This window comes from Aeromonas sp. RU39B (assembly GCF_900156095.1).
Lineage (GTDB): Bacteria > Pseudomonadota > Gammaproteobacteria > Enterobacterales > Aeromonadaceae > Aeromonas.
In genome coordinates, this window is record NZ_FTMJ01000013.1 from 21,179 (window position 1) to 40,817 (window position 19,639).

Sequence of the window (19,639 nt, forward strand, 5' to 3'; positions counted from 1 at the left end):
GGGTGGTGATTATGTATGTATTGGCTAACAAAAGCTCAATATTTCGCAAATCTGATGGAGCGTACATCCCAGTGGATGATGGGAATTGTGACTATATTGAGTTTTTGAAATGGGTGTCAGAAGGCAATTCTCCAGAAACACCAGAATACACAGCCACAGAATCACGTAATGCTATTGAGCATCTGCGCCTTCGGGCCTACTCCGACCCACTGACCGGCTCTGACCGCCACTTTAACGAAGCCATCCGCATGCAGGCCATGGGCGAGAGCGGCTGGGAGGCTGTGCGCCAGCGCGGCATTGCCCGCTTCGAAGAAATCCAGCAGCAATACCCGTGGCCGGCCTGATTACCCCACCGTAGTTTCCACACCACACAGGACTTCACATGGCAACGACTGATTTGTCAGGGATGGGTATTACCTCGTCCCGGCCGGAGACTCAGCCTGAACAGAAACAGGTTGCTCCGAACTTTGACGCCACCAACGTCAACGACCAGCTTAGCTCAACGCTGAACTCCAACTCCCTGCTGATGCGCGTGGCCAAGTCGCAAGGGCAGGCCACGGCGAACCAGCGCGGTCTGGGCAATTCATCCATCGGTACCGAGGCGGCGCAGCGAGCTATGGTTGATGCTGCCCTGCCCATCGCGCAGCAGAATGCGCAAAGTGCGTTTACTGCCGGGGAATCACAGAAAGACCGGGAGCATGCACTTGGCGTGCTGGACAAGCAAGCTGGCATTGATAAGGACAAGACTGCACAAGAGGTGGTTGCCAACACTCACGGCAAATACCTTACCGCCGTGCAGGATGCGATTAACAGCTACAACGAGCGCTATGCCGCCGTCATGGCAGATAGCAATATCACCGCCGCCAACAAGACCACCCTGGTCAACAACATGAAGAGCGAGCTTAACTCGTCTCTGAATATGTACAAATCGCTGTACTCCAACATCAGCACCATCCGCCCGGACTGGAGCAGTTTCCCGACCATCACGCTGCCCGGCGTCAGCTTGGGCTAAGGAGCAAGCATGTTTGACTTCGGAAGTATCGGCAGTTCCATCCTGGACTTTGCCGACAAAGCAGCCAGCACCGTGCTGGGCGGCCTGAGCACAGCCGGCAGTTGGGCGCAGAGCAACCCCGGCGCGGCGTCGCTTCTTGGCTCGGCACTGGTTGCCGGTGGCAGCTACATGGAGAACCGGGAGACGCTCAAGGAGCAGAAGAAGCAGAAACAGGATGAGTGGGACCGGCAGGATACGCTCTATAACGCCCCAATCACCGCCACCCCGGCCGAGTTCAAGGTCAGCACCGGTCTGACCGGTAACAGCGACATGATCGGCAACGGGGTCTTGGCGGGTAACGGCCTGCTGGCGACCATGAAGAAAAATCAGGGGGTGGTGTAATGGCATTTACCGGTTCGTTTGGCGGTGACTACGCCAGAGACTCTGGGGCAAGGGCTAATGCTGAGTCAAAGTCCAATGGCAAGAGTGGTGACGGCAAGTCCAGCTCGAGCAAGTCCAATGCCAGCAAATCAACCAGTACCGCAAGCAGCCCCAACAGCACCATGAGCGAAGCAGCTCAGCGCAATGCCTACGGTGCAGGCCGTGCGGCTGCACAGGCGATCGCCAGTGGCACAGCCAAATCATCTGGCAGCGGCAACCTGACATCCGGCAACAGCAAGCTCACCGACCGGGTTGCGTCCATCAATAAGACCCTGAACAGTTATGGGGTGAAAACAGCAAGTGTAAACAGCAACCTTGCAAGTGCGCCGTCTTACGCCAGACCAGGCTACGGCGACACGTTGGCTACCCAGCGCAATATCACCGCAGCAAGCGCTCCAGGCTATAACGCATCAGGGTTCAGCCCTATGGGTGGGGCGTCGAGTTACGGGATGACTGAAGATGGCTTTAACGAAACCATCAACACTGACAACCTCAATGGGGTGCTTGGGAACCTGCAGAGAAAAGCGCGGATGGGGACGCTCACGGCGCAAGATCAAGAGAACATCAATGATGCCTCTGCGGCATATCAGAACCGAACAGCCAGAAACGTTGTCAGTTCACTAGCATCGCCAGTGGCTGGTTATATCGGTGATGGGATTATCAGCGCCACCAAGAAAGATTCCTACTTCACAGGTGTGGGTGATCGTCTTGCGTCGGGTGATTACGACAGCAGCCGGCTCGCAGGGCAAGAGGGGCGCTCTCTTGGTAATGAAGGACTGCTTGATTCAGCACTCAAGATTGGATCTAGCTTGGTCGGTGCTGCTATCCCAGGAATGAGCGTAGTCGCTGGCCCACTAACCGCATCGCTAACTACTCCGGCGTCAGGTACTGGCCAGTTGCTCTATGGCATGGCAGAGAGCCCAATTCAGCAGCCAATCAATCAATTGACCGGTACGGGCGGCGGTAATAATAGCGGCTTTACCCCGCCGTCACGTCTGACTCCCAGCACCAGTGACCTGACTAGCGCCACCCCCGATCTCAGTTTTAACTACGACCCGACCCGCTACGGTGTCACCAGCGGAACCAGAGGAGCATAACCATGGGGCTGATCCAGAACATGCAGGCCGCGCAGTGGTCACAAGGCCAACCGGGCGGCGACCAGATGCACGCCAGCATGATGCAGATGCTCGAAGCAGCACTGATGGGGGATGGCGGCGAGGCCGTTGCAGGCCGCCTTGGGGCAGGGAAAGACAAGGTGCAAGGCGTGGCTGATGCCGTGGCCGGTGGCATTTACGCCATCCTCAAGCAGGCCAAAGAGGCAGGGCGCCAGGTGCCGGCACAGCAGATCGTCAAGGCCGTTTATGTGGGCTGCCGCGAGATGTTATCTACTGGGCAGATCACTGACCCGGAAAGCAAAATCGACGCACTGTTTCGCGCCATGGACCGCCTCAAGCGGATGGACGCCGATCAGGATGTGATTGATGACCAAATCCTGGCCGAAGCCGGCCAACTGCTCGAGCAGATCGCCCAGCAGGCTGGCAATGATGAGCAACCAGCGCAAGGAGCCGCAGCATGAGTCTGTTAGCAGCAATGGCCAAAGGGTTGGGGGTTGGCACCCTTGATAATGCCAAGGTGGGATTTGCCGAGCAGCAGCGCAAGCGTGAGGCTGAGCAGCGCAAAGCGGAGCAATCAGCAGAATGGCAGCAGCGGGGGGCGCAGCTCGACAAGCAGTTGCAGGCGAGCCGAGAAGATACCGATAAGCGGCTGGCCGCGCAGGAGAAAGACACCCAAACACGGCTGTCTGCTCAAGCTGAAGAAAGTCGGCTTGATCGCGAGCAACAGTGGGCTTTGTTTGAAAAGAAACTCTCGGTGGCCACCAGTGAGGCGGCAGCCAGTGCTAACGCCAAATACCGTGAGGCCAATGCCCAAAACATTGCTGGTCATCTTGATGCGCTGAGTAAGCAACGCAATGAACTTCTCGCAAACGACAAAATTTCAGATGAACAGCGCGCCATTGCGCTAGGGGAAATTGACTATTTCGGCAACACGATTGTCAGTGACCCGGGCACGCAGGCGCTATTGAACGAAATTGGTGGTGGTGGGCGCATTACTTACTGGAGCAACCTGAAACCCAAGGCAAGGCCAGGCGCAAACACTCAGGGTGGAGGTACTGGCGGTGGAAGTGAATCTAAAACAGAACCACCACCTCAACAATTTAAAGTAAGTGAACCACCGCCATATGCAAAACCCGGTTATGCGTTTAGTGGTGTTATTGGGCATATCCAAAGGGGGGGTGGTGGAAGCATGGCGGCTGGATATGATCCTCAATACAGGCAGCCATTGAATGTCGCACAGGGTAAGCCTATAAAGTTATCTAGCGATTTCAGCTTGCCGACTGATGACTCACATGTGCCCGCTTATGCAAGGTATAACAAATAAAATCATAAAGGGCGCCCGTCGAAGGGCGCCGTTACATTCAGCATGGATTCGTTATCGTTTACAGTCGGAGATTGATATGTAAATCGAAGAGATTGGCCCGCCCGTCTTATCTGAATATACCAAGTAAATGTTGAAACCTTCGCTTAGTAAGTTCCTATAGCCATTGCAGGCGTTAACAACCTCTTTCGGCCGGACGGTTTCGTAGAAGAACTTGCCATCAATCTGGTTGGGGTCAATTTCCATCATAGTAAAACGCATGTTAATATTTTTTCTGTCATCAATGAAAAACGAGTCGTATCTCGCATCGCCGCCAATATCCTTTGGCAGGTTTTTTGAGAAGGATTCTATACCTTTAAGTTCAGACTGTGCTGCCTCACTAAGAACAATAGGACTAGACCTGTACCATTGTTCATCAGCTTTATAGTTGTAATTTGAAAATTTCGCATAATTATCGAGGTGGCTAGTGCCTCTACTATAGAATGCGTAACTTAAAATTAGTATCACTGTAAGAGTCAAAAATAGTGAGAGTTTATATTTATCATCACATACAACATCAAACTTGTTTGAGTCATATGATGTAACGCCGCGTTTTTTTAATGAGTGAAACTGATACGCATTTGTAATTAATGTTATTAATGGTATGGAAAATCCCATGCCGCTAGCTAATACAGACATATTTCTGCTAATGATGGATGTTAGATTCGGTTTACTGCCATCAATCCTCTTTACCTCTATTCCCAGCAGAAGCTTTCCTATGCTGGAACCTAGCGTGGCAGTCACAATGGCATCAATCAGCATCGCTATTGGTTGCGCCGCCAAGATAAATATTATATATAAATTATTTAGGCTGGCCTGTTGCGATATCGTTCCGTTGGTTATTAATTTTTTTGCTAACATCTCAAACAACAAAAATAAAACCAATGTAACCCATGCCATATCAAATGTTCTGGCAAAAAACCTTCGCCATGGTGATGGATTGCTTGCGGCCTGGTGGCGTACTAATTCTTTTTTTTCGCTTTCATGATTTACATCGCGAACAGGAAGCGGCGGAGGCATGAATGAAAGCTCTGTAAAGGTGTCTATCCTGCACCAGGACTCAAGACCTTCATGCCAAACCAAACAATCAGAGCTAATCTCACCAGAGAGTAACTTTTCGCGTAGCCCATCTTGACTGATTGGCCCAGTGGCCATGCCGTCCTTTTCGTACCACCAGTTATTCATACATTTCATACCAATGTGCGTAAACAATCAATCGCTGACCTCGCCTGACTGCGAGTCACAGAAACCTACTGCGAACAACTTGGAAGCCGGTTACATCAAATTGGTGTCCGTTAATGCGCATTATTCTTTTCTCATTCATTTGCGTGGATATATATCCAGCTCTGGAGTCGCTAAGAGAATATTCACATGTCACTCCGGAACTATCACTTGTTGTGCGAAGGTCAGCCGAATAGTCATCGCCATTGATGGTTAGCATGCTGGGACATGCCGTGTCGATTCGTTTTTCAGACAATGCAATAACGCCGTGCTTAAAATTCGCTGCGCTCCAGACAGCTAGGGTTGCGCCATCTGCGGCGGTTAAAGTGGCAACCTTGCTGCCGCTCAGTCCGTATGGATTCTGTAATAGCTTCCATTTCCCGGTGTCAGGGATATGAACCTCTTTGTTGGCGCTAGCACACCCGGCCAGCATCACAGCCAGCCCCACGCAGATCAGTACCTTGTTCATTGCCACCCCGCCTCTTTTGGTCGGTCTCAATTGATAGCACTCGGGCGGGGCGGATCACAAGGCCGTGGATCGGTGGTGGTGACGGGGATCACTTGTCTTCGTCTTTGTCGGTGTTCGCCTTGGCCTCTCGCTCTCTCACTTCTTTGAGGAGCGCCCTAGCCAGCTCGGTCAAGTCATCCCCGCTAAACACGGCATAGCTATTTGCCAAATCCCTCGGCTTTTCGTTCAGGCCATCCAAGTACACAACACCATCGCCGTCTGAAAATTCGGCATCTTCGGCAAAAGAGCGTTGCAGCCGGTAAACGATCTCGGCGTTCATAGTGCGCCCTGACGCATCAGCAGCCTCATGGATGGCGGTATGAAGGTCTCTTGGTAGGCGTAATGCGGTTTTCTGTATGTCTTTGCTCATGCCGATGTTGCAACCAACATTTGTTTATATGCCCCCATTTTAACAACAACGAAAGATGAATTTACAGTGACCTCAAAATAATAGTTGACCTCATAGTAAAGTCGCGCAATCATTGCCTTTATAGTGAAGTCATCAAACGGAGATGAAGATGCAACAAGAGAAAGTTAGAAACACATCACTGCGTTTACCGAATGATATCCGCAAGTGGCTGGGGCATCGCGCTGTCGAGAACGGCCGCAGCATCAACAGCGAGATCCTGATGATTTTTAAGGAGATGATGAAGAAGGAACAGCAATGAAAACAAAAGACATCCCACCGTTTGGGGTTCGAATGAGCGCGGAATTGAAGGGGTTGCTAGCCAAGCGAGCAAAAGAGAATGACCGCTCAATGAACTCTGAAATAGTCCAGATCTTGAAGAAGGCGCTAAGCGATGAAGGTAAGCGAGAGTAGTGCAGAAATGAATTCGGCCGAGGCTGCTGGAACAGCCAAGGCCGAGGATGTAAACCAAAACACGCACGTTAAGGACTACGGTATGACTATACATCAATCCGATATGCAAACGAAAGTCATTGGCAGGGCCGCGAATCAGCTGCCCGTCATTGCTGGTGTTGAGATCACCACCGATGACGCCGGGCGGTTTAACCTGAACGCTCTGCACAAAGCTCACTTGAGCATGAATCCTGGCCTGCACAAGAACAGCAAGCAACCCGCCGACTGGTTGAAGTTGGACCAGACAAAGGAGCTGATTGATGCTCTTTTTAACTCCGAAGATTTTCATAGTTGGGGTTTAAACCAAGAAGATCAGCACTTTGGGTTGGTTGTTACCAAAGTGGGTCGTTATGGTGGCGGTACTTTCGCCCATGAGCTGTTGGCGATCTCCTATGCCGGGTGGATCAGCCCAGCCTTCCAGCTCCAGGTTAATCAGGTGTTTCTGGATTTCCGGACGGGAAAGATTGTGCCGGTATCCCAAATTCCAGATTTCAGCAACCCGGCCGCTGCGGCTCGTGCATGGGCAGAGGAGTATGAGCGAGGTCAGGCGTTGGCCATCGAGAACAAGCAGCAACAGGAGCAGATCCATTCACTGGAAAGCCTGTTCCGCCAAGGCATGACCATTCCGCAGTTCTGCAAAATGCTCAACGGCGTGAACTCTCAGCAGGTTCAGACGTATTTTGAGGAACGTGGCTGGCTGTTCAATGAGAGCAAATCTGGCCAGCGCTGGCGCGCAACATCTTACGCCCGTGACAGATACCTCACCGAAGAGCAGATGGAGATTCGCGGCCACGGCTTTGATCCGTTTGTGCAGTTCAAGCCGGTGCTGCTACAGAAAGGCGCTGTTCGGGTCTATCAGATTTATCTGAAGGGTGAGCTCCCCATGAAAAAGCATTGGGATGGCTTGTTCACTCAGGACAAAGTGATCAAGGGGGCAGCATGAGCGCCCGTGACCTGCTACTGGAAAAGTTGGCTCGGCTGGCCGACGAACTGGAGCTGACCGATATTGACTGGTCTGCCAAGTGCAGCTTGGACGGGATCCTTAAAGAATTGAGGGATATCGCCAGCGCCGCTTAAAGGCTGCTCAAAAAATCCATAGGGGTGTCGCGTTTCGTGACACCCTTTGTTTTTGGCGCCCAGGTTTGCGCTGCGCCTTGCTAATCAGTACAATTATCCGTACATATCGTAATGAAGGAGGCGCCCATGTACGCCATCAACTACAGCCAGGCTCGTCAGCATCTGGCTGAGACCATGGACAGCGTGACCAATGACTGTGCGCCGGTGATGATCACACGCCAAGGGGCTGAGCCGGTGATTATGCTCAGTCTGGCTGAATACAACGCATTGCAAGAAACCGCGCACCTGCTGCGCTCACCCAAGAATGCGGCCCGCCTGATGCAGGGTATTGCCGAGCACAAGGCGGGCAAGGCCATCGCGCATGAGCTGCTGACAGAATGAAGGTAAGCTTCGTTTCGACGGGCTGGGAGGATTACCTTTACTGGCAGCAGACCGACAAGAAAATGCTTAAACGAGTGAACACGCTGATTGATGCAGTGACTCGCACGCCGTTCGAAGGGATTGGCAAGCCCGAACCACTCAAGCTGAACTTGACGGGATACTGGTCACGCCGGATCGACAGTGAGCACCGGCTGGTGTATGCGGTCGAGCAGGATGCCATTGTGATTATCCAGTGTCGCGGTCACTACGACGACTAGCGTCGCGCTTGCCATTTAAGCGGTAGTGGCACAAAATTCACCCATGATAGCCGGACTCTTTGCAGGGTCCGGCTTTTTTATTTCTGCTGGAGAATGAACATGGCCTACAAGCCCACCCGAGAGGACTTTATCGAAGCCGCACGCCAGCGGTACCTGCCGCAATCTCAAACGCAACCCGAGGAGCAAAACACATTTTACGATGCCGTTGATCTCGTTCAGCGTGGTGCTGCTCAGACTCTGGGTGGTGACCTTGAAACGGTCGGGCAGCTGGCAGATTCACAGGGCATCAAGGATGCTGGGCGCGGCATTAGCGCTTGGGGTGATAGCCAGTTGCAGCAAGTATCCACGCCGATGCGTGAGGCGATGGGAAAGCAGTTCTTTCAGGAGGATAAAGACACCGGCGCCATCGAGGCGGGTGATGCATGGGGAGACTGGCGCGCATGGGTAGGTCAGGGCGCTAACGTGCTCGGTCAGATTGGTGCGATGGTCGTCGGCACAAAGGGGGCGGGGATGGCGGCTCGCCCTGTGGCTCGTGGCGTGGCCACCGCGTTCGCCAAAGATCTGGTGGCCGGGAAAGCTAAGGATTTGGTCGTCAAGCAGACGGTGAAGGAGGCACTGCAAAACGGGGCGCTTGAACCGGTGAGGGCTGCGCTTACGGCTGCACCGACCGAAGCCGCCAAGCGTGCAGTGCTGGATCAGGCCATTGGTCGCCTTGGCGCCATCGGTTATGGCGCCCACACAGGCGCAATGGCATCCGGCATGCGGGCGCAGCAGGCAGAGCAGGAGACTCGCGATCACCTTAATGGTCTGGATAACGACAAGCTCAATGCCACTCCTGCCTATCAGCAAGCATATTGGGACTTGGCCGATGGCGAGATGCAGGGCGCCAGCGTTGATGAAATCCGGCGTGCAGCCATCGATAGCATGGCAGAGCAGGCGGCGACGCAAGCATGGTCAGATCCCAAGGCGCTGGCCGCAGACTTTGCCAGCGGCTATCTGGGCGGTGCTATCGGTGGTATCGGCGGCGCGGCGGGAAAGATTGGCGCATCAAGAACCGGAGCGGCCGTGCGCGGCTTTGTTACGGAAGGCGCGACAGAAGCGCTGCAGGGTGGCGCGACTCAGCGCGCCGTGAACGAAGCGGTGAAGGAGTGGGGCGACGAGACCCGCGACCCGATGGCTGGCGTGCTCTCCACGATGCTGAACGAAGGGACGATCGGCGCTGTCGCCGGTGGTGCTGTGGCAGGCGTTGCCGGTCCGGAAGCTCACACCCCTACGCCGACCAAGCCGGTGATCCGGGTCGAACGTCGTGATGTGACCGGTGACGTGCAAATGGATGACGCCATCTTCAAGATGGACCAGCGCCAGGCAGAGCGCGGCGCAGCCATTGAAGATGAAATCAGTAAGATGTTTTCAGGCAACCAAAATCCGCTTGGCTCTAACAAATTTGACCCCATCAGCGACATTCCAGCCTATCAGCGCCAAGGCTTTGTGCGTGGCGGGCAGGATTTTCAAGGTACGCCTATCGTTCCACTGGAAGGGGAGTTGCTGGATCGCGGAACTGGCGTCATGCCGCTCTCTGACAGCACTGAGCTGGGCGATCCAGTGAATCGCTCACCGCGCTATGAGGCTGCACCCAACCGTGCTGCATTGGAAGGCCTGCACAGCGAATCAACTGGCAAAGCCGGCGGTGGTGACACACGGCGCAACCCGATTGCTCCACGCGATCCGCTGTCTGGCGAATTACTAAGTAATGACGAGTCACCTATTGCCGGCCAACTTCCTGGCGCCACCTATGACGGTGAGGGGCGTGAGATTGGAAGTGAATTACCTTACCGCGACGTGATTTATGGCGAAGATGGACGACCCGAACAGCAACGTGCTGCCGATATTGCTCAGCGCGAACGCGACTTAACCAACCAGCCGCGCCAGATTGGACAGTCTGACACCATCTTTGCCGGTGGCGAATCAGGTGCTGATCAGCGCAATAGCGCCTACACCCCGCCGAGACTTTCCCGCGATCAAGTTGATACCAGCCTTGGCGAGCAATCCACCCGTGATCCGCGCTCACCGGTTAGCCAGTCGATTGCCAATGCCGGCAGCGCCACCGATTCGGTGTTTGGCCCGCTGCAATCGCTGCGTGTGACCCGCAAGGGTAAGCCGTTCGCCACCGAGAAAGAGGCTGCGCTGGCCAGTCGTCGCGGGCAGGAGATGCCCGTCCCGCTCAACGGTGGCGGGTTTGGCGTGGCACAGATTGCCGAAGTGCAGCAGGTGCAGGCACAAGATCCAGCAGCTAATACCGAAGCTCCCACTATTAACACCCCAGCAGATCAGCCAGTCGCAGACGTAAGCGCTGAAACTGTTACGGCACCGGTTCAAGCCGAGGCTAGCCAACAACCCGTCGAGGTAACCTCCAATGAGCAGACTCCCACCTTGGCTCCAGTCAGCAGTGAGCTGCAGGGTGATCAGCCAGTCACAGGCGAGCCAGTTTTACCAGTGGTTGAGCCAGACGCAGGAGACGGTGCAGGATTGCCCGCCGCAGATCAAGCCAGTGGCGCAGCGTCTGAGCCTGCACCTACTGGACCACAGCAAGATGACCAAGCACTGACAACCCCGGCCACTGATGCCGGGGTTGTTGTATCTGGGGCGAACGAAAGCAGCACCACCCAGGCAACGATGCCGTGGCGTGAGGTTGTTGATAACCCGGACGGCACCATCACTCTGAAAGGCGATCTGCCGGCGATTAAGGCGTGGGTCAAGGGTGAGGGGGTAAAAGCTGTGCCGGGCAAGGGCGGTCTGGTGGTAGCCAAACCGTCAGTGGCCAAGGTGCGGGAGTTTGCCGCACAGGCCAGTGAGCCGGCTCAACAGGCTGAGGTTGCAAGCACTGCCGTGGATGTCACCTCGCACGAGACCAAGAGCAATCAAGGTGTTAACGAAGCGGCCGTGCAAGAGAATGAAGCAGCCAGCGGCATTGCCTTCTCAAGGCGAGCCCAAGCTAAAGGGGAAGCACCAACCAAGCACCTGACCCGCAAAGAGGCAGAGCTGGTCACCCGTGAGTGGTTGAAGCAATACCAAGGTGTGGCCGGTATTGATATCCAGATCCATGCCACCCAGGCAGAGATGGAGCGGGCGCTAGGGTTGGAACCCAAAGAGGGGCTGATCCGCCGCGCCGCGTTCGATCGGGATGAATCCGGGTTGCATGTCGCAGCCGACACCATCAGCAATGCGCGCCAACTGCGCGAGATCCTGCGCCATGAGGTGCTGGCCCACTACGGATTGGCTAACGTGCTGGGCGGCGGTGAGTACACCAACCTGATGTCCCGCATCATTAAATCCAAAGATGACCCCTCGATGCGCGATGTGTGGCAATGGGTCGAGACGCACTATGCCGATGAGGATATCGGCGTACAGGCAGAGGAGGTTATCGCCCATCTTGCCGAGCTGGAGCCAAGCGCCTGGCGCCGTGGCTGGGAGAAGGTGGTGAACTGGCTAACCAAGGCGCTGCGTGCGGTCGGCTTTCTGCCATCGTCGCATGTCAGCGCTACCGAGATCCGCTCGCTGGTTGAGGCGCTGGGTAACGAACTGCAAGGAGGCAAGTCGAAGCCGGTACCGGAAGGGCAGCGCTTTAGCCAGCGCAAAGACAAAAGCGGCGAAGTCCGCGATATTCGCATGAGCCAGACCTCAACTGACAGCGCCATGGACAAGCTCAGCCTGGGCGTTAAGCCCGATATCATCGATCGCACCAAGGAGCGCCTGGAGGCGCTTCGCGGTACCGATAAATCGACAGTCAAGAAGTGGGTTGACCGCTTCATCAAGAAAGCCAACACCGAGATGCTCGATGCGCTGGCCCCCATCAAATACGCCGAGGATGCAGCCGGTGTGACGGAGGCGGGGGATTCTGGCTACGTGGCAGCCCGTCTGGCGTCGGGTTCGGCCGCTACCATGCAGGCCACCATGCTCTATGGTTTGCCGGAGTGGAAGGATGGGGTTATCCAGCGCAAGGCTGGCACTGGCGAAAACGATGCGCTGCTCGGTATCTTTGAGGGGCTGGGCAAGGACCTGCACAACTGGCTGGGTTGGATGGCTGGCCACCGGGCGGAAATCCTGATGAAGGAAGGCCGCGAAAACCTGCTGACCGACGATGAGATCGCCGCGCTCAAGGCGCTCGACAAGGGCAAAGAGGCGCAGTTTCAAGAGGCCAAGCAGAAGTGGAACGCCGTCAACAAGGCGGTGCTCGATCTGGCCGAAGAGGCTGGATTGTTCACCAAGGCTGACCGCGCCAACTGGGAAAGCGAGTGGTATATCCCATTCTTCCGTGAATCGGAAGATGGCGATGCCATGGCGCCGTTCAAGGCCAAGGGGCTGGCCAACCAGAGTGCCGGCATTAAGAAGCTCAAGGGCGGCACCGAGCACACCGCAGATCTGCTCGAGAACATCTTTTCCAGCACCGGCAAGCTGATCGATGCGTCCATGAAGAACATGGCCGCCCAAAAAATCGTGTGGAACCTGGCTGACACTGATCTGATTGAGGTGGTCGCCAAGCCCAACATGATGGACTGGCGCGCCATCAAGAACGGCCGTGAGCTGATAACCGTCAAGGTTGATGGTGAGGATTACATGCTGCGGGTCAATGATCCCGATCTGTATCGGGCGATGACCTTCTTTGACCGCGAGCCATTTGGAAAAGGGGTACAGCTGGCATCCAAAGCCAAGCGCCTGTTGACTGCTGGCGTTACGGCCTCGCCTGAATTTATGTTCCGCAACTTCATGCGTGACTCGCTCAGCGCATGGGCCATCAGCAAGGACGGCTTTAAACCGGTGGTTGATTCCATTAAGGGGATCAGGAAAACCCTGGCGATGGATGGCAGCACGCTTGATGTGATGTTCTCCGGCGCCTCATTCTTGGGGGGCTACGTCAACGGCAATGACCCGGGGGCGATGGCTGACTCGGTACGCAAGGCACTGCGTCGCAAAGGGATGACGCCAGAGCAGATCAGCAAGTACGAAAAGTCCATCATCCGTAACGCCAAGCAGGCGCAAGAGGTGATCGCCAGCGCGTGGGACAAGTACGCCAAGTACGGCGAGGCCTTTGAGAATGCCAACCGCGAGGCGGTCTATGACGCCGCCATCAAGGCCGGCAAGAGCCATGCCCAAGCCGCCTTTGAAGCCAAGGACCTGATGGACTTCTCCATGCTTGGGGCATCAAAGGGCATGCAACTGTTTGTGCAACTGCTGCCGTTCTTTAATGCCCGGGTGCAGGGGCTTGGCAAATTGGCTCGGGAACTGCGCGACAACCCTCGCGCCATTGCCAGACGGGCTGGCATGATCACCGCGGCGTCGTTGGCACTGCTGGCCATGAACTGGGATGACGACCGCTACAATGACTTGCCTGATTGGGATAAGGACGCTAACTGGCACTTCTTCTTGGGTGACCAGCATTTCCGCATTCCCAAGCCGTTTGAAATCGGTGTGATGTTTGCCACCATCCCTGAGCGCATGGTCAGAGTGGCGGGTGGTGCTGACACCGGGGAGCAGTTCGGCAAGGCGCTGGCCCGCAGCTTTATGGACACCTTCGCGCTCAACCCGACACCGCAGGTGATCAAGCCGCTGGTTGAATCCTATTTCAACTACGACACGTTCCGTGGTGCGCCCATTGAGAACATGGCGGATCTGGCGGTGCGTGCCGAGGCCCGATACAACGAGAACACCTCTTTGCTGATGCGCGAGCTCGGCCAGGCTACCGGCATGAGCCCCAAGAAGCTGGAGCACCTGATGATTGGTTACACCGGCACCATTGGTAGTTATGTGATGGCGGCAGCGGACGGGCTGATCCGAGCAATGTCACCTGGCGAGTCTGCTGCATGGCGTGCTGATGAGATCCCAGTGGTGAAGGCATTCTATCGCGGCAGCGCGCCGGCCAAGTCTACCCAGCAGATGGATCAGTTTTATTCCATGCTGGATGAGGTGAACAAGCTCAAGCGCACCGTCGATCAGTACCGTAAGGAAGGCATGACTGATGAAGCCAAGGCGCTGCTGGATGAGCAGGGCGCCATTCTACGGGCGCGCAGCAACATGAGCCGCACCCAGCAGCAGATCCGCCAACTGCGTAATGAAATGGAGCTGATCCAGCGCGACCGCGTACTGACATCAGATCAGAAGCGCGATCGCCTGGATAAACTGATGAGCAAGCGCAACGCACTGGTGGCTGAGTCGGTGAAGCGCAATCAGCCATTGTGGGAATGACGGCCCTCATAACGGGGTGGTCGTGGGTATACACTGACCACTCCAACCAAACCGCGAGGACCTAACGATGGCAGGTATTGCCCTGATTTTCTGGCTGATTGCTGGGACGCTTATCAGCGTCCACTTTGCATTGGCCTTGCCGCCCTTCCTGATTGGATGCTGGTTCATGCACAAAGCCACCAATGCCAGCGTGGACAATGTGATCATGTGGCTAGGGACGTTGGCTGTCGTTGGGTTCCTAATAAGCCTTTTGATAAAGGCTGCCAGCTAACACATCAAATCACGGGGCTTCGGCCCCATTTTCATACCCATCATACTGATAAGCATACTAATAGATGCCAAAATGGGAGCTTCGTTGACAGCGAAAAACCTGCGCAGTAGATTGGCTTTGCTCAATTAAGAGCACGGATCATTCGAATCCATAACCACTTTGGCAATCATCAGGTTATGGATATAACAGTCTGCAAACATAACGGCGCTTGGCCATAACCTGTTTCTGGTGATTATGTTTACGCTCAGATACGGGAGTCAGCATGCAGGTCAGCGCGCAATTATTACAACTGAAACACCTCATCAATACCATCGATCTCGAACAGAGAGACCGTATCGATCTTGAATCACTGCTCTGTAGTCTGTTGCCAGATTACCAGTTCGCATCACCCAGCCCTGACCCCTGTGATAACCGCATAGCACTCCAAGAGTGACCTCAGGTGCTCCGTTCGCATGACTTCGGCTCTTCGCATAAGGGCTGACCGCTCGTCACTTTCGGAGCACTGCCAGCACGGATCGGGCAGCATGGCCTGCACCGATAGACCGAGATGCGTGCCTATCAACGCGGCATCTGACAGCGCCATAAAGCTATCGTTGCTGAGTGATAGCCAGCGCTGGATCGTTGTGCGATGGATGCCGGTTAGGGCGCCCAGGTCGCTGTGCGATAGGCCGCGCTCATCAAGGATGTGCTGCATTCGGCCTTTCGCGCGGCGGACGTATTCCGCCACATACGGGGAATTTTTCAGGTAGCGTTTCATGTGTGTTCCTACTGCTGACTACAGGGCGCTACCCGTGCTCGTTATATTTTTGAGAGAGTGTAGATGAGAATGAGAAAGCCGCAAATTTGCTGCTACTTGGCTGCGAACTGCAGCAGATCTGCGTACTCGCAATGAGGTAGAGTAAAGACGCTAAACATAATAACAACATAGGCTTGCGTTCGTAGGACAGGATCGCCGGGGCAGTGAGGCGGCCAGCATGACTAATGGATATGTTCTGTGCTTGCTCTCTGTGGTAGAGTACGAAAAACCTGTATGGGCATACAGTATTCTACAGCCGTGAGGCTGATGGCAGTGATTGGAGCCGGGCAGATGAAGGTACAGAGCAACAAAAACGACAGCCCTGATGGGCACGGGATTGGTTTGGAGTTTGAGAGGTTGGCTGAGATGTTGGCTGACCTGGACTTGGATCAGACTGCGAGGGATGAGGTAGACAAGCAAGTGCAGAGGTTGAGAGAGCTACTGAATTAATGACCAAAGAGCCTGCTGCGGAGCGGGCTTTTTTTGTTGGTTGGTCGCATAAATAGAAAAAGGCCTGCATTTCTGCAGGCCTTCTTGTTCTTGGATCACCTGTGGATCATTTTGGATGCAATCATGGTCACGCCTCAGTCGCCTCGTTTTTGCTAAGTGACTGTTTTTTAAAGCTATGTCCGGTTGCTGTCCTAGTTAAATTGGTGGAGCTGGCGGGAGTTGAACCCGCGTCCAAAATTCCTACATCCTCGGCACTACATGCTTAGTCACTCTTTACATTCGCCAACCCGCTGCGGAGAGACACGCCACGAATTGACTAGCTCGATTGGTTTTAATGCTTCCGCCCCGAGCAGGACTTCCACACGATCCTGTGAAGGATGACCTTCAGATTCCCTAGGACACAGGCAAGCTAGGGGAGAAGGGCTCTAAGCAGGTTATTAAGCTGCTAGTGCGTAGGTTTCGTCGTTTGCGACTATTTTTTTGCGGCTTTTTAGCGAGGCCAACCGCACCTCGGCATGCACCTTGGGTTTCGTGAATCCTGTCGAATCCAAAATCAGCCCCAAGTCAGGGGATTGTATGCGCCTTGGCAGGTCCGGCGCAAGGCTCACAGACAAATTGACCGGCCAAAGCCGGTCAACTGCAGAAACTTTGTGCAAAAAGGCGATCAGCCCAGTCGCTTGTTCTTCATGATGCGTGATTTCTCACGATCCCACTCGCGTGCTTTGGTCGCCTCACGCTTGTCGTGATCCTTTTTACCCTTAACGAGGCCAATCTCGACCTTAACCCAGGGGCCCTTCCAGTAGAGGGCGAGGGGCACCACGGTGTAGCCCTGGCGTTCAATCAGACCAATCAACCGGTCGAGTTCGCGGCGGCCTATCAGCAGTTTACGCATCCGGGTCGGGTCGCAGACGACGTGGCTGGAGGCGGCTTGCAGCGGCAGGAAGGTGGAACCAAACAGGAAGGCTTCGCCACGAATAAAGGTGACGTAGGCTTCACCTATGTTGGCTTTGCCCGCCCGCAGGGATTTGACCTCCCACCCTTGCAGTGCCATGCCGGCCTCGACCTTCTCTTCGATGAAGTATTCGTGGCGGGCGGTCCGGTTCAGCGCAATGGTGTTGGAGCCGGCTTTGTTTTTACTGTTTTTTTTGGTCATGACGGGCGATTCCGGCAAAAATTAAGGGGGTCATTATACGTGCCGGCGGACGGCTGTAAAACGCACAGCGGTGCAACTGGACAAATGTTGCACTGTCCTGACGATGATTTTGTGACGCGTGGTGTTAGAATCTCGCCGACAGGATGAGGAAGTTGCATGCCCCGTATCAATCGCAGTGCGCTGGTAATGTTCAGCGCCGAACAGATGTTCACTCTGGTCAATGATGTGAAGGCCTATCCCCAGTTTCTGCCCGGTTGCGTCGGCAGCCGTGTGCATGAGCAGGGGGATGACTATATGACCGCGTCGGTCGATGTGGCCAAAGCCGGTATTGCCAAAACCTTCACCACTCGCAATTCGCTGGAGGGCAATCACCGCATTCACATGCAGTTAGTCGATGGCCCGTTTAGCCGCCTGATGGGGTGGTGGACCTTCACGCCGCTCGATGTGGATGCCTGCAAGGTGGAGTTTGAGCTCGACTTTGAATTTACCAATCGTCTGGTCGAGATGGCCTTTGGTCAGGTGTTCCGCGATCTGGTTAACGCCATGGTCAATGCCTTTACCTTGCGAGCCAAGGAGGTCTACGGTGCCTGATGCTCTGCATATCGAGGTGGCCTACGCCCTGCCCGAGCGACAAACTGTGCTGGCGCTGAAATTGCCGGCGGGCAGCACGGCCCAGCAGGCCATTGAGCAGTCCGGTATCTTGCAGCGTCATCCCGAGATCGATCTATCGGTCAATAAAATCGGGATCTACAGCCGTCCCATCAAGCTGGCCGATGTGCTGCAAGATGGCGATCGGGTCGAGATCTATCGCGGCTTGATTGCCGATCCGCGCGAGATGCGTAAAAAGCGCGCCGACAAGGCCAAAGAAGAGGGCCGGGCCAATCCGGTCACTGGTGCGTTGATTAGCCGCGATTAACCGCGCGCGTCAGCAAAACGAAAAAGGAGCAGTGAATGCTCCTTTTTTGCATTCTGGTGTTTAGCCCTTAGCGGGTGATCTCCTCACTTCGCACCTGGACGCATTGGTGCAGCCGCTCGTTCTCGACGATCTGCACGCCGCTCTCTTCGGATAACATCAACATGGCGCGCGCCACCTGCTCGGCCTCAATGGCGCGATAACGGGCCAGCCGGCCGCGCAGCAGCGGCGCAATCAGCGGATAAATCAGCTGGCTTAACTGCTCCGAGCGCCGTGGTGTGCTGCGCTCCCCGAGCAGCATGGCGGGGCGGACGATAATCAGTTGCTCCCACGCATAGGTTTGCAAGGCCTGCTCCATCTCACCCTTGGTTTTCAGATACAGCGAAGGGGCGTGGGCGTTAGCACCCAGACTGGATACCACCACCAGGCGACGGCAACCGTGGCGCCATACCAGCCGGGCAAAGGTCAACACGTAATCCAGATCCACATGGCGAAATGCGGCTGCCGAGCCCGCTTGCCGGCGCGTGGTGCCGAGGCAGCAAAAGGCTTGGTCGATATTGTTGGGGAGTGTCAGTTCATCAAGCCGGTCGAAGTCAGTCGGTAACCAGTGACGCTGTGAGTGCGGGCGCCCAGGCTGGCGGCAGGGGAGATAGAGCTCATGGTCACCGAGCAGATCAACGAGCGCGCGACCTATCAGGCCGGTTGCTCCTGCCAGCGCAATGGTTGCCATCTAATGCACTCCTCTTCAAGCGGCCAGCAATGCGGTAAAGAAAAACCGGCACGGGGCCGGTTTGTCATGTTAGAGCGGGGTATTAAACGCAGCGGGTAGTGGGAAGTCGCCAGTGACGGTCGCCAGACGGTCGCCGACAAACTTGATGGTCAGCTCCTTGCGCTCCTTGTCACCGTGGCCCGGCTGGAATTCATACAGGTAGTACCAGGTGTCGTGTTCGAAAGCATCCTGCAGCATGGGTGAACCCAGCACATAGACGACCTGCTCGCGGGACATTCCCTGGCGCAGCTTGTCCACCTGCTTTTGTTCCACATAGTTGCCCTGGGGGATGTCGATGCGATAGACCAGGCTGCAACCGGATAGGGTAAAGGCGGTCAAGGCCGCGGCAATCAAGAGTTTCATCCGCATAACGAGTTCAGATCATCCATACCGTCATTGAGCTGGGGCAAATCATACCGGCTCCCATAGCGGAAGTAAAAAGCGTTTGGCCACTGCACCTCACAAGCTGTGACAAAGGAGAGCGGTGCGACTCGTTGTGTCTTGAGATGACCTGTGCAAGGGCCGCTAATATAGCTGCACGGGAAGTCACGTTGATTTCGTCGCCGCTACCTGAGATGTTTTTGCTATGACTTTAGTGACCTATTGCCGCAACATGCGGGCAGTGGGGCTCATTGGAAGCGTGAAAAACAGAAAAACGTTTTTCAAGAAATTCATCACCTTAGAAAACGTTTTGCCCTGTTTTGATGCTCTGGTGAGAGAAAAGAAGTGTGAAGCGCTTCATGGAAATTGCAGGTATGATCCCCCTATAGTTGGCGCTCCCGATTCAGGGGGGGCGTCAGCCCTAGTTACAGCCAAATCCGCCTTCTGCCGACGCAG

Annotated in this window: 23 protein-coding genes and 1 other RNA gene; 16 read left to right on the forward strand and 8 right to left on the reverse strand. The window is 55.2% G+C overall.

Going from position 1 to position 19,639, the window contains the following annotated elements; genetic code table 11:
* Positions 1 to 11: 11 nt before the first annotated feature.
* Genes BW958_RS16045 through BW958_RS16070 form a run of 6 tightly spaced genes read left to right on the forward strand, consistent with a single transcriptional unit; the run spans position 12 to position 3,871 of the window.
* Positions 12 to 344: a hypothetical protein gene (locus BW958_RS16045; protein ID WP_143233116.1), complete on the forward strand. Its 333-nt coding sequence runs from the start codon at positions 12 to 14 to the stop codon at positions 342 to 344.
* 38 nt (positions 345 to 382) lie between these two features.
* Positions 383 to 1,012, forward strand: coding sequence for a hypothetical protein (locus BW958_RS16050; protein ID WP_143233117.1), 630 nt, complete (start codon positions 383 to 385; stop codon positions 1,010 to 1,012).
* Between the two features lie 9 nt (positions 1,013 to 1,021).
* Positions 1,022 to 1,393, forward strand: a complete 372-nt coding sequence (locus BW958_RS16055; protein WP_076576834.1) for a hypothetical protein — start codon at positions 1,022 to 1,024, stop codon at positions 1,391 to 1,393.
* Positions 1,393 to 2,529, forward strand: a complete 1,137-nt coding sequence (locus tag BW958_RS16060) for a hypothetical protein (protein WP_076576835.1) — start codon at positions 1,393 to 1,395, stop codon at positions 2,527 to 2,529. The genes BW958_RS16055 and BW958_RS16060 overlap by 1 nt, the downstream gene beginning before the upstream one ends.
* 2 nt (positions 2,530 to 2,531) lie before the next feature.
* Positions 2,532 to 3,008 carry a hypothetical protein gene (locus BW958_RS16065; protein ID WP_076576836.1) on the forward strand — a complete coding sequence of 159 codons (477 nt, stop codon included), beginning with the start codon at positions 2,532 to 2,534 and terminating at the stop codon, positions 3,006 to 3,008.
* Positions 3,005 to 3,871 (forward strand): hypothetical protein, encoded by an 867-nt coding sequence (locus BW958_RS16070; protein WP_076576838.1) that lies wholly within the window; start codon positions 3,005 to 3,007, stop codon positions 3,869 to 3,871. Before BW958_RS16065 ends, BW958_RS16070 begins: the two co-directional genes overlap by 4 nt.
* A 51-nt stretch (positions 3,872 to 3,922) precedes the next feature.
* On the opposite strand, the gene BW958_RS16075 is transcribed toward BW958_RS16070, so the two are convergent.
* The 3 genes from BW958_RS16075 to BW958_RS16085 all read right to left on the reverse strand — a co-directional run bounded on the left by BW958_RS16075 (position 3,923) and on the right by BW958_RS16085 (position 6,006).
* Positions 3,923 to 5,092: an RDD family protein gene (locus BW958_RS16075; RefSeq protein WP_076576839.1), complete on the reverse strand. Its 1,170-nt coding sequence runs from the start codon at positions 5,090 to 5,092 to the stop codon at positions 3,923 to 3,925.
* A gap of 55 nt (positions 5,093 to 5,147) precedes the next feature.
* Positions 5,148 to 5,597 (reverse strand): hypothetical protein, encoded by a 450-nt coding sequence (locus tag BW958_RS16080; RefSeq protein ID WP_076576841.1) that lies wholly within the window; start codon positions 5,595 to 5,597, stop codon positions 5,148 to 5,150.
* 88 nt (positions 5,598 to 5,685) lie between these two features.
* Positions 5,686 to 6,006 (reverse strand): Arc family DNA-binding protein, encoded by a 321-nt coding sequence (locus tag BW958_RS16085; protein ID WP_076576842.1) that lies wholly within the window; start codon positions 6,004 to 6,006, stop codon positions 5,686 to 5,688.
* 148 nt (positions 6,007 to 6,154) lie between these two features.
* On the opposite strand from BW958_RS16085, the gene BW958_RS16090 reads away from it, so the two are divergent.
* From BW958_RS16090 to BW958_RS16120, 8 genes are all read left to right on the forward strand, one after another.
* Positions 6,155 to 6,304: an Arc family DNA-binding protein gene (locus tag BW958_RS16090; RefSeq protein WP_143233118.1), complete on the forward strand. Its 150-nt coding sequence runs from the start codon at positions 6,155 to 6,157 to the stop codon at positions 6,302 to 6,304.
* A 32-nt stretch (positions 6,305 to 6,336) separates the two neighbouring features.
* Positions 6,337 to 6,456 carry an Arc family DNA-binding protein gene (locus BW958_RS20815; RefSeq protein WP_372629981.1) on the forward strand — a complete coding sequence of 40 codons (120 nt, stop codon included), beginning with the start codon at positions 6,337 to 6,339 and terminating at the stop codon, positions 6,454 to 6,456.
* Positions 6,437 to 7,438, forward strand: coding sequence for a KilA-N domain-containing protein (locus BW958_RS16100; protein WP_083687380.1), 1,002 nt, complete (start codon positions 6,437 to 6,439; stop codon positions 7,436 to 7,438). Before BW958_RS20815 ends, BW958_RS16100 begins: the two co-directional genes overlap by 20 nt.
* Positions 7,435 to 7,572, forward strand: a complete 138-nt coding sequence (locus tag BW958_RS20560) for a hypothetical protein (protein ID WP_179078872.1) — start codon at positions 7,435 to 7,437, stop codon at positions 7,570 to 7,572. The genes BW958_RS16100 and BW958_RS20560 overlap by 4 nt, the downstream gene beginning before the upstream one ends.
* Positions 7,573 to 7,698: 126 nt before the next feature.
* A complete protein-coding gene (locus BW958_RS16105) occupies positions 7,699 to 7,953 on the forward strand; it encodes a type II toxin-antitoxin system Phd/YefM family antitoxin (RefSeq protein ID WP_076576844.1) in 255 nt (84 codons plus the stop codon).
* Entirely contained in the window at positions 7,950 to 8,210 is a 261-nt protein-coding gene (locus tag BW958_RS16110; RefSeq protein ID WP_076576845.1) for a Txe/YoeB family addiction module toxin, read from the forward strand. The genes BW958_RS16105 and BW958_RS16110 overlap by 4 nt, the downstream gene beginning before the upstream one ends.
* A 99-nt stretch (positions 8,211 to 8,309) precedes the next feature.
* The gene (locus BW958_RS20565) at positions 8,310 to 14,450 is read left to right on the forward strand and encodes an LPD38 domain-containing protein (protein ID WP_256702050.1); all 6,141 of its coding nucleotides are present in this window, start codon (positions 8,310 to 8,312) and stop codon (positions 14,448 to 14,450) included.
* 67 nt (positions 14,451 to 14,517) lie between these two features.
* Positions 14,518 to 14,721: a hypothetical protein gene (locus BW958_RS16120; RefSeq protein WP_076576846.1), complete on the forward strand. Its 204-nt coding sequence runs from the start codon at positions 14,518 to 14,520 to the stop codon at positions 14,719 to 14,721.
* A gap of 385 nt (positions 14,722 to 15,106) precedes the next feature.
* Here the strand turns inward: BW958_RS16120 and BW958_RS16125 are convergent, their stop codons facing one another.
* The 3 genes from BW958_RS16125 to smpB form a co-directional block, all read right to left on the reverse strand.
* Positions 15,107 to 15,478: a helix-turn-helix domain-containing protein gene (locus BW958_RS16125; protein ID WP_076576848.1), complete on the reverse strand. Its 372-nt coding sequence runs from the start codon at positions 15,476 to 15,478 to the stop codon at positions 15,107 to 15,109.
* Between the two features lie 690 nt (positions 15,479 to 16,168).
* Positions 16,169 to 16,528, reverse strand: a transfer-messenger RNA (tmRNA) gene (gene ssrA / locus BW958_RS16135).
* A 103-nt stretch (positions 16,529 to 16,631) separates the two neighbouring features.
* On the reverse strand, positions 16,632 to 17,120 hold the full coding sequence (gene smpB / locus BW958_RS16140) for an SsrA-binding protein SmpB (protein ID WP_076576851.1): 489 nt from the start codon (positions 17,118 to 17,120) through the stop codon (positions 16,632 to 16,634).
* A 156-nt stretch (positions 17,121 to 17,276) separates the two neighbouring features.
* Between smpB and BW958_RS16145 the strand changes: the two genes are divergently transcribed.
* Positions 17,277 to 17,711 (forward strand): SRPBCC family protein, encoded by a 435-nt coding sequence (locus BW958_RS16145; protein ID WP_076576852.1) that lies wholly within the window; start codon positions 17,277 to 17,279, stop codon positions 17,709 to 17,711.
* Positions 17,704 to 18,036, forward strand: coding sequence for an RnfH family protein (locus BW958_RS16150; protein WP_076576854.1), 333 nt, complete (start codon positions 17,704 to 17,706; stop codon positions 18,034 to 18,036). The genes BW958_RS16145 and BW958_RS16150 overlap by 8 nt, the downstream gene beginning before the upstream one ends.
* Positions 18,037 to 18,103: 67 nt before the next feature.
* On the opposite strand, the gene BW958_RS16155 is transcribed toward BW958_RS16150, so the two are convergent.
* Together BW958_RS16155 and bamE are read right to left on the reverse strand one after the other, a co-directional pair.
* A complete protein-coding gene (locus BW958_RS16155) occupies positions 18,104 to 18,763 on the reverse strand; it encodes an NAD-dependent epimerase/dehydratase family protein (protein ID WP_076576855.1) in 660 nt (219 codons plus the stop codon).
* 69 nt (positions 18,764 to 18,832) lie between these two features.
* Entirely contained in the window at positions 18,833 to 19,171 is a 339-nt protein-coding gene (gene bamE / locus BW958_RS16160) for an outer membrane protein assembly factor BamE (protein WP_076576857.1), read from the reverse strand.
* Positions 19,172 to 19,639: the final 468 nt, after the last annotated feature.